The following is a 12,679-nucleotide window of genomic DNA, read 5'->3' as shown; positions in this document are numbered from 1 at the left end:
CAAAAACGCGGATGCTGTTCAGACGAAGCCTGATTCACGAGATGTCCTGGGTCGCGATCGCCGTTTTCTCGGTGTTGCTGCTCGTCGTCATGACCACCCAGATCGTCAAGCTGCTCGGTCAGGCGACACTCGGCGTGCTCGGCAGTGGCGCCGTCTGGGTGCTGATGGGCTTCACCTCGCTGCGCTACCTGCCGATGCTGATGTCGCTGATGCTGTTCATCGCGATCCTGATGACGATGACGCGGCTGTGGAAGGACAACGAAATGGTCGTCTGGTTTGCCAGCGGCCGCTCGATCAGGAGCTTCATCAAGCCGGTGCTCGAATTCGCCGTGCCCATCGTGCTGCTGATCGCCGCGCTGTCGCTGTTCGCCTGGCCGTGGGCGCAACGCGAGAGCCGCGACTTCCGCGAGAAGTCGGCGCAGCGGCAGGAGGTCTCGCAGGTGGCGCCGGGCGTGTTCCGCGAATCGAGCGAGGCCGACCGGATCTACTTCGTCGAGCAGTTCGTCGCCGACACCGGCCAGGGGCGCAACGTGTTCGCGCAACTGCGCGGCAAGGACGGCAAGATTTCGGTCGTCGTCGCCAGCGAAGGCGGGCTGTTCCTCGACCAGCACGGCGAGCGCTGGCTGTGGCTCGGCAAGGGCCACGCCTATACCGGCGTACCGGGCACGGCCGCGTACGAGACGACCGAGTTCGAACGCGCGCAGGTCAAGGTCGAGACCAGCGACAAGCCGGTTTCGAGTCCGAGCACCCAGGCCAAAACGACGCACGAGCTGTGGGGGAGCGGCAACCTCGAGGAGCAGGGCGAACTCGCTTGGCGGATCGCCTTGCCGATCTCGGCGCTGATCATGGCGCTGTGCGCGATTCCGCTGGCGTTCTTCAATCCGCGCGGCGGCCGGGCGCTCAACCTGCTCGGGGCGATCTTCCTCTACTTCCTGTATTACAACTTCATCAACATCGGCCAGGCGTGGATCGCCGACGGCAAGCTCCCGGTCGCGGTTGGCATGTGGCCGATCCATGCGGTGGCGGTGCTGATGACGGTGGTGCTCTACCGCTGGCGGGGGCGTGCGCGATGATGAAGCTGCTGTCGCGCTACCTGCTCAAGGAAATCACGCTGTTCGTGCTGTTCACGCTGATCGGCCTGCTGTCGCTGTACATGTTCTTCGACGTGATCGCGCAGTTCTCGCAGCTCGGCAAGGGCGGCTACAGGGTCATCGATGCGCTGATCTACGTCGCGCTGCAGGTGCCCGGCAATGCCTACGAGCTGATGCCGATCGCGGTGCTGATCGGCAGCATCTTTGCGCTCTCCAGCCTCAACGGCAATTCCGAGCTGACGGTGATGCGCGCGGCCGGCGTTTCGGTGAAGCGACTGCTGCTGTGGCTGGTCGGGATCGGCGTTGCCTACAGCGGTTTCACCGTGTTGATGGGCGAGTATGTCGCGCCGGTGACGATGCGCATGGCGAGCCAGTACCGGCTGGCGGCGACCAAGCAGATGATCGCCGGCGACTTCCGTTCGGGCGTCTGGGTCAAGGACGGCCGGCAGATCGTCAATATCGCCGAGATGCTGCCGGACCTGAGCGTGCAGCGCGTGCGCATCTATGACTTCACGCCGCAGCGCACGCTCGAGCGGATCATCGACGGCGTGCAGGGCCGCTATCAGGGCAACGGCGTCTGGCGGCTCGAACCGGCGCTGCAGACGAGCTTCCTGCCGGACTCGAAGGGTGTCGCGCTCAAGCGCGAACAGGTGGTCGACTGGTCGACGCAGATCACCCCGGACATGCTCGCGGTGCTGCTGGTCGAGCCGGCGCAGATGTCGGCACGGGCGCTGCTGCGCTACATCGACCACCTCGAGCTCAATGGCCAGAAAACCCAGCGCTACCAGCTGGCGCTGTGGGGCAAGCTGTTCTACCCGCTGGCCTGTCTGTCGATGGTCGTGATCGCCCTGCCGTTCTCGCAGACGCAGCGTCGCAGTGCCAACGTCGGCGTGAAACTTTTCATCGGCATTCTGACCGGGGTCACCTTCCACTTCTTCAACCGGCTGGTCGTCTATCTCGGCGAGCTGCAGAACTGGCCGGCGCCGGCGGTGGTGTCGATTCCGACGCTGACCTTCATGGCCGTCGCGCTCTGCCTGCTGTGGCGTCAGGAAAAACGGTAGTCGCAAACTTCGGAGCGTTGCATGCACGTGCTTTTGACCGGTGGTGCCGGCTATATCGGCTCGCACACCTATGTCGAACTGGTCGCCGCCGGCTTCAAGCCGGTGATCCTCGACAACTTTCATAACGCCAAGCCGGCGGTACTCGAGCGTCTGGCGACGATTACCGGTACGGCGATCGAATGGATCAACGCCGACGTGCGCGACCGCGCCGCGCTCGACGAGGTGTTCAAGCGCTTCCCGATCGAGGCCGTCGTCCACTTCGCCGGCCTCAAGGCCGTCGGCGAGTCGGTCGAGAAGCCGCTCGAGTACTACGACAACAACGTCGTCGGCACCCTGCGCCTGCTCGAGGCAATGCGCGCCGCGAATGTGAAGAAGCTGGTGTTCTCGAGCTCGGCAACCGTCTACGGCGATCCGCACACGGTGCCGATCCGCGAGGATTTCCCGCTGTCGGCGACCAACCCGTACGGCCGCTCGAAGCTGATGGTCGAGGACATCCTGCGCGACCTCTTCAAGTCCGACGCGAGCTGGGACCTGGCCTTGCTGCGCTACTTCAACCCGGTCGGCGCGCATGCGTCGGGGCTGATCGGCGAGGATCCGCAGGGCATTCCGAACAACCTGATGCCCTTTGTCGCGCAGGTGGCCGTCGGCAAGCGCGAGCAGCTGTCGGTGTTCGGCAGCGACTATCCGACGCCCGACGGCACCGGCGTGCGCGACTTCATCCACGTCGTCGATCTGGCGCGCGGCCACGTCAAGGCCTTGCAGAAGCTTGCGGCCGAGCCGGGGCTCGTGACCGTCAACCTCGGTACCGGGGTCGGTTACTCGGTGCTCGACATGGTCAAGGCCTTCGAGGCCGCGTCGGGCAAGCCGGTACCTTACCAACTGGTGGCGCGCCGGCCCGGCGATATCGCCGCCTGCTACGCCGATCCGGCTTCGGCGCGCGAGCAACTGGGCTGGGTGGCCGAGAAGACGCTGCAGGACATGTGCAACGACGGCTGGCGCTGGCAAAGCCGGAACCCGAACGGCTACGGCGACTAAACCTGCCCGACTGGACGACTGCGCCTGCGCCTGCGCATTTTGACGCCGTCCGGTGCTCGAAATCCTCATGGACTCAATGTCCATTCCGGTTTCTGCGCTCCGGGCTGCGCCAAACTGCTTTGGCTCGCTCGCCCATTCAAGCAGGTTAAGGTCGGTGGGGCGGTGTTATTTCCGCCGGCCGCCGCCGTGCTGCGGCTAGAATGACAACCACACAGACTCCGCCCGCGCCCCGCGCGGGCTTTTCGCTTGCATGGCACTCGACGCCCGCCTGAAAGGCAACATCTTCGCGCTCTACCTGGTCCAGGGACTCAACTACCTGGTCTCGCTGGTCACGTTCCCGTTTCTGGCGCGCACGCTCGGTGCCGACGGCTTCGGCGTGCAGTCGTACGCGTTCGCCGTCGTCCAGTATGGCGTGCTGCTGACCGACTTCGGCTTCAACCTGTCGGCGACGCGCGAAGTCGCGATCGCCCGCGGCGACGCTGCGGCGATCGCGCGGGTGTTCTGGCGCACCAATGTCGCCAAGGCCATGCTGATGTGCGTGTCCTGCCTGTCGCTGGCCGTGGCGATCGGCACGGTGCCCGAGTGGCGCGAGCATGCGCCGGTGTTCTGGCTGTCGCTGCTCTACGTGGTGTCGAGCGTGTTCTTCCCGATCTGGTACTTCCAGGGGCTGGAGCTGATGCGCGCGGCGTCCTTGCTGACGGTGGCCGGTCGCGTCGTCGTGCTCGGCGCCTTGTTGCTGATGGTGCGCGGACCCGGCGACGTCGCGATCGCCGTGGTGCTGCAGGCGCTGCCGGCCTTCGTTGCCGGCGCCTACTGGTGGGCCACCGGCCACGGCGCGCCGCGGCCCGCGTGGGTTGCGCCGACGAAGTCGGACATCGGCGCCTCGCTCAGGGCCGGCTGGCCGCTGTTCCTCTCGGCCTTGTCGACCAACCTCTACACGACCAGCACTGCGGTGCTGCTCGGCTGGTTTGCCAGCCCGGCGCAGGTCGGTTACTTCGCCGCGGCCAACAAGCTCACCTACACGGTGCAGGGGCTGATCGGCCCGCTGGTACAGGCGACGTATCCGCGCATCGCCCAGCTTGCCGCAACCGACAAGCCGGCCGCGGTCGCGCTGATCGGCAAGGCGTTCCGGATGCAGGGGCTCGCCGGGCTCGGGCTGACCCTGGTGCTGATGCTGGGGGCGCCGTGGATCGTGCCGCTGCTGCTCGGCAAGGGCATGCTCGGCAGCGTCGACACGCTGGTCTGGCTGGCGCCCATCGTGCTGCTTGGCGCGCTGTCCTACGTCTACGGTCTGCAAAGCCTGCTGCCGTTCGGTGACGAGCGCTACTACAGCAAGGTGCTGGTCGCCGCCGGCGTGCTCAACGTCGGCCTGCTGCTGCTGTTGCTGCCGGGACGGGGGGCGATCGCGGCCGCGCAGATCGTTGTCGCGGTCGAGGTCTTCATCCTCGCGGCGTTCTGGTGGCGCGCGCGCGTCCACCTGAGGAAAAACGCCTGATGCCGGCGATCTCCATCATCCTGCCTTGTTACAACGCCGCCGCGCTGCTGCCCGAAACGCTGGCGTCGCTTTCCGGCCAGACCCTGGCCGATTTCGAATGCATCGCGATCGACGACGGCTCGACCGATGCGACCCGCGCGGTGCTGGATGCGCATGCCGCGCAAGACCTGCGCTTCGTCGTCGTCAGCCGCGAGAACCGCGGGCTGATCGCGACCTTGAACGAGGCGATCGGTCTGGCACGCGGCGAGTGGATCGCGCGGATGGACGCCGACGACATCGCCCATCCCGAGCGGCTGGCGAAGCAGCTGGCGCGACTCGGCGAAACCGGCGCCGACGTCTGCGGCGTCGGCGTCCGTTTCTTCGGCGAGCAACTGGGTGGGAAGGGGGGCCTGTGGCTGCCGCCCGAGTCGGACGCCGCGATCAAGGCCGCGCTGCTGTTCAACCCGCCGTTCGCGCATCCGGGCGTGATGGCGCGGGCGTCGCTGTTTGCCGCGCACCGCTACGATCCGGCCGCGCAGCATGCCGAGGACTACGCACTGTGGTGCGCGTTCGCCAAGGCCGGGGCGACGTTTACCGCGGTCGCCGAGCCCTTGCTCGATTACCGTGTCCATCCGGGCCAGATCACCCAGACGCGCCGCGCCGAAATGGCCGCGACCGGTGCGGCCGTCCGTGCCGACTATGCGCGCCATGCGCTGCCGCCCGAGTGGCCGGACGCCGACAAGGCCGGTTTCGCCGTGCTTGCCGGCCTCGACCGCGCGCTCGACCGCAGCGACTGGTTCACCTTCACCGCCTGGCTGGTGACGCTGGCGCAACGCGATCCGGCGACGCGGCCGGCGTTCTGCACCGTCTGGCTCGACGCACTGATCCGCACCCACGGCGTCGACTGGCGCTGCAAGAAGCGCTTTTCGCTGCTGTCGCAGCAACTGCCGCCCCCCGACGAGGAGCGCGGCAAGTGGCAGCGCCAGCGCGCGCGCGTGCTCGCCGGCGATGCGGTCTACGGGCTGATCAAAAAGCTGCGGGGGCGGGGATGAAACTGCGGGCGCTGTTATGAGATTGCTTCTGGTCGTCCGCGATCTGGGCCTTGGCGGGGTCGAGCGCTGCGTCGTGCTCGTCGGCGCCTGGCTCGCCGCGCGCGGAGTTGCCGTGACCGTGGCGATGATGGGCGGCAACCGCAATCTCTGGGGCGAGCGCACCGCAACACTGGACATCGTCGACCTGTCCGGCGTCTGGCATCCGAAAAAGCCGTGGACCTGGCTCGCCGGCTGGCGCGCGCTGCGCGGTCTGGCGAAACGGCACGATACGGTGATCGCCGCAACCTTCCTGATGCCGCTGTACATCAGCTGGGCGGCGACGCGGGGCCTGTCCAAACGTGTGCTCGGCTGGGTTCACGGGCCGCTGTCCGACGTCGACGCACGTGCGCGGATGAACCCGGTCCACCGTCGTGCCTGCCAGTTCATCTATCGCAGGCTGGCCGAACTGGTCTTCGTGTCGGCGCATGCACGCGACTCGATGGCGAGATGGCTCGGACGCGATGCAAGGCCGGGGCAGGGGGGAGCGTGGCGGGTGATCGCCAATTTCGTCGAAGCACAGCCGCCGCGGCCGGCGGGGTCGCCGCACGTGCCGGCCCGGCTGCTGTTCGTCGGCCGTGTCGCCGAGGAAAAACAGCCGGCGCTGTGGCTGGACGCGCTGGCGGCGCTCGACAGGCTCGGCCATCCGGCGATGCTGACCGTCGTCGGCGACGGCCCGCTGCTGCCCTGGCTCGAGGACGAAGCGGCGCGGCGCGGTCTTGCCGGCCGGCTGATCATCGCCGGGCGGCAGGACGATGTCGGCCCGTATCTGGCGGGCGCCGACTGGCTGCTGCTGACGTCGCTGTTCGAGGGCTGCCCGCTGGTCGTGCTCGAAGCGATGCAGGCCGGCCTGCCGGTGGTATCGACGCGGGCCGGTGGCGTTTACGAGCTGTTTGCCGAGCGCGAGGCCGATTTCGTCACCACCGGGCCGACCGGCGAGGCGCTGGCCGCGCTGATCGTTGCGCAAACGCCGCGGCACGCCGAGCTGGCCGCGTGGCTGCGGCAGCGCGCCGACGTCTACAGCCCCGACGCGCTCGGCGCGCGCTGGCTGCAACTTCTGGAAGAACGCCAATGAACCCTTCGGTGAAGCCCGCGATGAACCGGATCGCGCTGCTGATTCCGCACTACAACAACCCGCTCGGCCTGCTCGCGTCGCTGGGTTCGGTCGGCGTCACCGAGGCGGTCGATGCGGTCGTCGTCGACGACGGCAGCACCCGCGCGACGATCGACGAAGCGGCGTGCCGGATGGCGTTCGGGGCGCGCGGCGACGTGGTCTTCCTCTACCTGCCGCAGAACCGCGGCATCGAGCACGCGCTCAACACCGGGCTGCAGCATATCGTCGATGCCGGCTACGCGTTCGCCGCCCGGCTCGATTGCGACGATCTGGCCATGCCCGGGCGTTTCGCCACGCAGGCCGCCTACCTCGACGCGCATCCCGACGTGATGCTGCTCGGCAGCGCGGTGACGTTCTTCGACGCCACCGGCGACCGCTTCACCGTGCACCAGCCGCAGACGCACGAGGCCATCGTGTTGCAGATGCACGACGACAATGCCTTCACGCACCCGACGGTGATGTTCCGCACGAGCGCGGTGCGCGAGATCGGCCTGTACCCGACCGATTGCCATGCCGCCGAGGATTTCGCCTACTTCTGGCGCTTCGTCGCACGCTACCGCACCGCCAACCTCGGCGAGGTGCTGACCAGAAGCGAGTACAACGACGCCGGCATTTCGATGAGCAAGCGGCGGGTGCAGCAGGCGGCGCGGCTCAGGCTCCTGTGGCGGCATTTCGACTGGACGCCGCGCTCGGCAGCGAAAATGGCCAAGGCCATGACTTCGCTCATTCTCCCTTTAGCCGCAGCCCGTACAATCAAACGCATCATTGGGCGCAAGAACTGGTCATGAACAAGCGCTACTGCGAAGCCCGATCACCGCGTCGTGTCCTCGCTCCTTCCTTGTCGTACCGTGCGTACGATCTCCTCACTCGCTCCGGGACGCCTTGTGCTCGGGCTTCTCGCTACGCGCGGGATACCGTATGAACCGGCTGATCTGCCTGATCCCGCATTACAACAACCCGCAGGCGCTGGCCGCCTCGCTGGCGTCGATCGGCGCCTTGGAGGCATGCGACGTGCTCGTCGTCGACGACGGCAGCACGCGCGCGCGCATCGACGAGGCGGCGTGCCGCGCCGCGCTCAAGGCGCAGGGCACGCTGCGCTTTCTGAACCTGCCGCAGAACCGCGGCATCGAGCACGCGCTGAACGCCGGACTCGAATGGATCCGTGCGCGCGGCTATGAGCTCGTCGCACGGCTCGATTGCGGCGACCTGAACGTGCCGGACCGCTTTGCGCGGCAGACGGCCTATCTCGATGCCCATCCCGAGGTGATGTTGCTGGGCGGTGCCGCCGAGTTCGTCGACATGGACGGCAAGCCGCTGTACGTGATGCGCCACCCGTCGGCGCACGCCGAGATCGTCCGGACGATGCGCGCCAACTCGGCCTTCATCCATCCGGCGGTGATGTATCGCGTCGCCGCGCTGGCCGAGACCGGGCTGTATCCGCTCGATACCCCGGCCGCCGAGGACTACGCGCTGTTCTGGCAGTTCGTCGCGCGGTTCCGGACCGCCAACCTGCCCGACGTGCTGATCCGCTACGAGCTCGATCCGGGCAGCATTTCCCACGCCAAGCGCGGCAGGCAGCTCAAGAGCCGGCTGCTGGTGCAGCGCCGCCATTCGGACGGCAGCCTCGCGGCGCTGAAGGGGATCGCGCGCACCCATGCGCTGCTGCTCGCGCCGGCCGGGCTGATCGCCGGCATCAAGCGCAGGCTGCGCGGAGGCCGCGCATGAGCCGCATCGTCCACGTGGTCGAGTCGTTCGGCGGCGGCACGCTGTCCATGGTGTGCGCGTTTGCCAGCCGCCAGGCGCAGGATGGCCATGCGGTGACGGTGATCCACAGCGTGCGCGAGGAAACGCCGGACAACTGGCCGGCGCTGTTCGACGCGCGCGTCCGCTTCATCCGGCTGCCGATGCAGCGCTCCATCCACCCGGTCAACGACTGGCGCGCCGGCAGGGCGCTGGCACGCTGGCTGCGCGAGCTGGCGCCCGACGTCGTCCACCTGCATTCGAGCAAGGCCGGCGCACTGGGCCGGATCGCCAGCCTCTTCGTGCGCGGGCCGCGCTATTTCTTTTCGCCGCACGGGCTGTCCTTTCTGCAGCGTGCCGAGGGGCGGCTGAAGAACACCGTGTTCCTGACGCTGGAAAAGCTGCTCGCGCATACCTCGGTGACGGCGATCGCCTGCTCGCATTCGGAGGCCGGCGAGATCCGCCGCCACCTGACACCGCGCGTTGCGGTCGTCGAGAACGCCGTCGATGTCGCGGCGATTCCGCCGGCTGCCGGCAACGACGGCGTCGTGCGCATCGGCACCGTCGGCCGGGTCGCGCTGGCACGCAACCCCGAGCTGTTTGCCGAGGTCGCCGCGCGGCTTGGACAACGCGGCGTCGAGTTCGTCTGGATCGGCGGCGGCGAGGCGGGCGGCGAAGCGGCGCTCAAGGCCGCCGGCGTCGCCGTGCTCGGCTGGCTGCCGCGCGCACAGGCGCTCGAGGCGCTCTCGACGCTCGACATCTATATCCAGACCAGCCGCTGGGAAGGTCTGCCGGTCGCGGTGATCGAGGCGATGGCCGCCGGCCTGCCGGTGGTCGCGACCGATGTCGTCGGCAACCGCGACCTGGTGCGCAACGGCGACAACGGTTATCTGGTCGGCGATGCCGCCGGCTTTGCCGAGCGGCTTGCGCCGCTGATTGCCGACGCGCCCGGGCGGCGCACGATGGGCGCGCGTGCGCGCAGCTTCGTCGCCGCCCACTATTCGCTCGATACGATGATGAACACGCTCTACGACGTTTACGGAATTCCCGCCCATGGTTGATCGCATCGACAAGCACCGACAGCCCGAACGCGCCAAGCCCTGGCTCGCCCTCGCCGACTTTGCCGCGCTCGCGATCGGCTTCGCCGTCGCGATCGGCCTGCTGTACGTGTTCCGCTACCACCGGATCGGCAGCGGCCTGTCGCTGTGGTGGACCTGGGAGGGCCAGCAGCAGGGCGTGGCCTTCCTGCTGCTCGCCTGCCTGTCGGTCGCCAACTTCTGGTGGCGCGGCCATTACAGCCTGCGCCTGCCGTTCTGGGACGAGCTGCTCGAAACCTGCCGCTGGCTGCTGCTCGCGGCGCTGCTCAACGGCATGCTGGTGCTGCTCGGCAAGTTCACCGTCTCGCGCTTCCTCTGGCCGGTGTCGTGGGGGCTGGCGCTGGTGCTGCTGCCGTGGTTCCGGGCGCTGATGCGTGCATGGCTGCTCAAGCGCGGCGTCTGGCAACTGCCGACGGTGATCATCGGCGCCGGCCGCAATGCGGTCGAGGCGTTCCGGGCGATGATGAGCGAGAAGCAGCTCGGCTTCCGTGTCAAGGCGCTGGTGTCGGTCGACTGCGATGCACCCGACGAGATCGCCATCGACGAGCGTCACGTGCTGCGCGTGGTCAAGCTCGACGCGGCCGACCTGATTCCGTGGCTCGAGCAGGAGGGCAGGCCGCACGTGGCGATCGCCGTCGACACCGACGAGCTGCGCGCGCTCGAAGGGCCGATCGAACAGCTGAGCCTGCGCTACAAGCATCTGCACATCATTCCGCCGGTGGCGGGGCTGCCGCTGTTCGGCGTCGTGCCGCACCACTTCTTCAGCCACGAAGTGCTGCTGCTGCGCGTCAGCAACAACCTGATGGTCTGGCCGCTGATGCTGCTCAAGCGCGCGTTCGACCTCGTCGGCGCGTCGGTCGGCCTCTTGCTGCTGTCGCCGCTGTTCGCGTACGCGGCGATCCAGATCAAGCGCCAGGGCGGTCCCGGCGCGGTGTTCTTCGGCCACGTGCGGATCGGCATGAACGGCGTGCCGTTCAAGTGCTGGAAATTCCGCACCATGGTGCACAACAGCCAGGAAGTGCTCGACAGGCTGCTGGCGACCAGCGCCGAGGCGCGGGCCGAGTGGGAACTGGATTTCAAGTTGAAGAACGATCCGCGCATCACCCCGATCGGCGGCTTTCTCCGCAAGACCAGCCTCGACGAGATTCCGCAGCTGTGGAACGTGATCAAGGGCGAGATGAGCCTCGTCGGGCCGCGGCCGGTGATCGAGGCCGAGCTCGAGCGCTACGGCGACAAGGTCGATTTCTACCTCGAGGCGCGTCCGGGGCTGACCGGGCTGTGGCAGGTCTCGGGCCGCAACGACACGACCTACGCCGAGCGCGTGTCGCTCGATGCGTGGTATGTAAAGAACTGGAACCTGTGGTATGACGTCGCGATCATCTGCAAGACGATCAAGACGGTGGCGACCGGCCGCGGCGCCTATTGAGAAGCTAGCGCATTAGGCGGCTACGCCATCGCATTTTGTCCCCGTCCGATGCTCGGAACCCCGCAAGGGGGCTACCTTCGGGTCGTCCTCATGGACGCCATGGTGATGAAGGTTCCTGTGCTTCGGGCGTGAACAAACTGCTTCGGCTCGTTCGCCTGCTACGCCAGCTTCATGCAATTGATTGCAACATGCCTGATCCCAACAAGGAGACTTTCGAGCGCATGGATACCCCCGCCTTCGTGCAATGGTGTCGCCAGGCGGCACCGTACATCCACGCATTCCGCGGCCGCACCTTCGTGATCGCGCTCGGCGGCGAGGTCGTCCGCGACGGGCGGTTCTCGACGCTGACCTACGACATCAACCTGCTCGCCAGCCTCGGCGTGAGGCTGGTCGTCGTCCACGGTGCGCGGCCGCAGATCGACGCGCGGGTGCAGGAAAAGGGGCTGGCGCTCGACTACCACAAGGGCGTGCGCGTCACCGACAGCGTGACGCTCGAATGCGCGATGCAGGCGATCGGCCAGGTCCGCGTCGAGATCGAGTCGATGCTGTCGATGGCGATGGCCAATTCGCCGATGGCCAATGCCGACATCCGCGTCTCGGCCGGCAACTTCATCACCGCGCAGCCGATGGGCGTGCGCGACGGCGTCGACCTGCAGTACACCGGCGAGGTCCGCAAGGTCGACACCACCGCGCTCAACTACCGGCTCGACGACGGCGAGCTGGTGCTGCTGTCGACGCTCGGCTACTCGCCGACCGGCGAGATCTTCAACCTGACGCTCGAGGACGTCGCGACCAGCGCGGCGGTCGCGCTCAAGGCCGACAAGCTGCTGTTCCTGTTCGGCCACGACGGCGTCGTCGATGTCGACGGCGAACTGCTGCACGAGCTGACCGCGCTCGAGGCCGACCAGTTCCTCGCCGCGCATCCCGAGGCCAACGAGGACATCCGGCTCTACCTGCCGTGCGCGGCACGCGCGGTCCGGCGTGGCGTCAAGCGGGCGCACCTGATCAACCATTCGCTCGACGGCGCGCTGCTGATGGAGCTGTTCACCCACGACGGCGTCGGCACCATGGTGTCGCGCGAGTCGCTGGAAACGCTGCGCGAGGCGACGATCGACGACGTCGGCGGCATGCTGCTGCTGATCGAGCCGCTCGAGGACGCCGGCGTGCTGGTGTTCCGCGGCCGCGAGCTGATCGAGCGCGAGATCCACCGCTATTCGGTGCTCGAGCACGACGGCAAGATCATCGGCTGCGTCGCGATCCACCCATTCGCCGACAGCCGGATGGCCGAAATGGCCTGCCTGGTGATCCACCCGGACTACCGCGACGAGGATCGCGGCGAACAGCTGCTGCACCACGTCGAGCAGCGCGCGCGCTCGCTCGGCATGACGCGGCTGTTCGCGCTGACCACGCGCACCAGCCACTGGTTCGTCGAACGCGGATTTGCACAGGCGTCGATCGACGATTTACCGATCGAGAAGATGCGGCTTTACAATTACCAGCGCCGCTCGAAGGTATTCATCAAGTCGCTCAAGGGTTGAGGGCCGGCCCGGGCG

Annotated in this window: 11 protein-coding genes; all 11 read left to right on the top strand. The window is 67.5% G+C overall.

The window, feature by feature from the left end; translation table 11 throughout:
* The first annotated feature begins 11 nt into the window (after nucleotides 1–11).
* Nucleotides 12–1,073, top strand: coding sequence for an LPS export ABC transporter permease LptF (gene lptF, locus BJP62_RS08735; RefSeq protein WP_070529015.1), 1,062 nt, complete (start codon nucleotides 12–14; stop codon nucleotides 1,071–1,073).
* Nucleotides 1,070–2,152 carry an LPS export ABC transporter permease LptG gene (gene lptG, locus BJP62_RS08730; protein WP_083300800.1) on the top strand — a complete coding sequence of 361 codons (1,083 nt, stop codon included), beginning with the start codon at nucleotides 1,070–1,072 and terminating at the stop codon, nucleotides 2,150–2,152. Before lptF ends, lptG begins: the two co-directional genes overlap by 4 nt.
* 21 nt (nucleotides 2,153–2,173) lie before the next feature.
* A complete protein-coding gene (gene galE, locus BJP62_RS08725) occupies nucleotides 2,174–3,187 on the top strand; it encodes a UDP-glucose 4-epimerase GalE (protein ID WP_070529008.1) in 1,014 nt (337 codons plus the stop codon).
* A gap of 250 nt (nucleotides 3,188–3,437) precedes the next feature.
* On the top strand, nucleotides 3,438–4,682 hold the full coding sequence (locus BJP62_RS08720; protein ID WP_070529007.1) for a flippase: 1,245 nt from the start codon (nucleotides 3,438–3,440) through the stop codon (nucleotides 4,680–4,682).
* Nucleotides 4,682–5,713, top strand: coding sequence for a glycosyltransferase family 2 protein (locus BJP62_RS08715; protein WP_070529005.1), 1,032 nt, complete (start codon nucleotides 4,682–4,684; stop codon nucleotides 5,711–5,713). The genes BJP62_RS08720 and BJP62_RS08715 overlap by 1 nt, the downstream gene beginning before the upstream one ends.
* A 16-nt stretch (nucleotides 5,714–5,729) precedes the next feature.
* Nucleotides 5,730–6,824 (top strand): glycosyltransferase, encoded by a 1,095-nt coding sequence (locus BJP62_RS08710; protein WP_083300799.1) that lies wholly within the window; start codon nucleotides 5,730–5,732, stop codon nucleotides 6,822–6,824.
* Complete coding sequence (locus tag BJP62_RS08705; RefSeq protein WP_083300798.1) at nucleotides 6,821–7,651, top strand: glycosyltransferase; 831 nt, start codon at nucleotides 6,821–6,823, stop codon at nucleotides 7,649–7,651. Before BJP62_RS08710 ends, BJP62_RS08705 begins: the two co-directional genes overlap by 4 nt.
* A gap of 130 nt (nucleotides 7,652–7,781) precedes the next feature.
* Complete coding sequence (locus BJP62_RS08700) at nucleotides 7,782–8,588, top strand: glycosyltransferase (RefSeq protein WP_070529001.1); 807 nt, start codon at nucleotides 7,782–7,784, stop codon at nucleotides 8,586–8,588.
* On the top strand, nucleotides 8,585–9,664 hold the full coding sequence (locus tag BJP62_RS08695; RefSeq protein WP_070528999.1) for a glycosyltransferase: 1,080 nt from the start codon (nucleotides 8,585–8,587) through the stop codon (nucleotides 9,662–9,664). The genes BJP62_RS08700 and BJP62_RS08695 overlap by 4 nt, the downstream gene beginning before the upstream one ends.
* Nucleotides 9,657–11,126, top strand: coding sequence for an undecaprenyl-phosphate galactose phosphotransferase WbaP (gene wbaP / locus BJP62_RS08690; protein ID WP_070528997.1), 1,470 nt, complete (start codon nucleotides 9,657–9,659; stop codon nucleotides 11,124–11,126). The genes BJP62_RS08695 and wbaP overlap by 8 nt, the downstream gene beginning before the upstream one ends.
* Nucleotides 11,127–11,314: 188 nt before the next feature.
* Nucleotides 11,315–12,664: an amino-acid N-acetyltransferase gene (gene argA / locus BJP62_RS08685; RefSeq protein ID WP_236943683.1), complete on the top strand. Its 1,350-nt coding sequence runs from the start codon at nucleotides 11,315–11,317 to the stop codon at nucleotides 12,662–12,664.
* Nucleotides 12,665–12,679: the final 15 nt, after the last annotated feature.

Origin of the sequence: Jeongeupia sp. USM3, from assembly GCF_001808185.1 — a bacterium.
Taxonomy (GTDB): Bacteria; Pseudomonadota; Gammaproteobacteria; order Burkholderiales; family Chitinibacteraceae; genus Jeongeupia.
Note: the sequence above shows the minus strand (reverse complement) of the source record. Positions and strands in the feature narration are given on the sequence as shown.

Coding starts and splice junctions, on each gene's coding strand:
- lptF (WP_070529015.1), top strand. CDS start 12: ATGCTGTTCAGACGAAGCCTGATTCACGAGATGTCCTGGGTCGCGATC.
- lptG (WP_083300800.1), top strand. CDS start 1,070: ATGATGAAGCTGCTGTCGCGCTACCTGCTCAAGGAAATCACGCTGTTC.
- galE (WP_070529008.1), top strand. CDS start 2,174: ATGCACGTGCTTTTGACCGGTGGTGCCGGCTATATCGGCTCGCACACC.
- BJP62_RS08720 (WP_070529007.1), top strand. CDS start 3,438: ATGGCACTCGACGCCCGCCTGAAAGGCAACATCTTCGCGCTCTACCTG.
- BJP62_RS08715 (WP_070529005.1), top strand. CDS start 4,682: ATGCCGGCGATCTCCATCATCCTGCCTTGTTACAACGCCGCCGCGCTG.
- BJP62_RS08710 (WP_083300799.1), top strand. CDS start 5,730: ATGAGATTGCTTCTGGTCGTCCGCGATCTGGGCCTTGGCGGGGTCGAG.
- BJP62_RS08705 (WP_083300798.1), top strand. CDS start 6,821: ATGAACCCTTCGGTGAAGCCCGCGATGAACCGGATCGCGCTGCTGATT.
- BJP62_RS08700 (WP_070529001.1), top strand. CDS start 7,782: ATGAACCGGCTGATCTGCCTGATCCCGCATTACAACAACCCGCAGGCG.
- BJP62_RS08695 (WP_070528999.1), top strand. CDS start 8,585: ATGAGCCGCATCGTCCACGTGGTCGAGTCGTTCGGCGGCGGCACGCTG.
- wbaP (WP_070528997.1), top strand. CDS start 9,657: ATGGTTGATCGCATCGACAAGCACCGACAGCCCGAACGCGCCAAGCCC.
- argA (WP_236943683.1), top strand. CDS start 11,315: ATGCCTGATCCCAACAAGGAGACTTTCGAGCGCATGGATACCCCCGCC.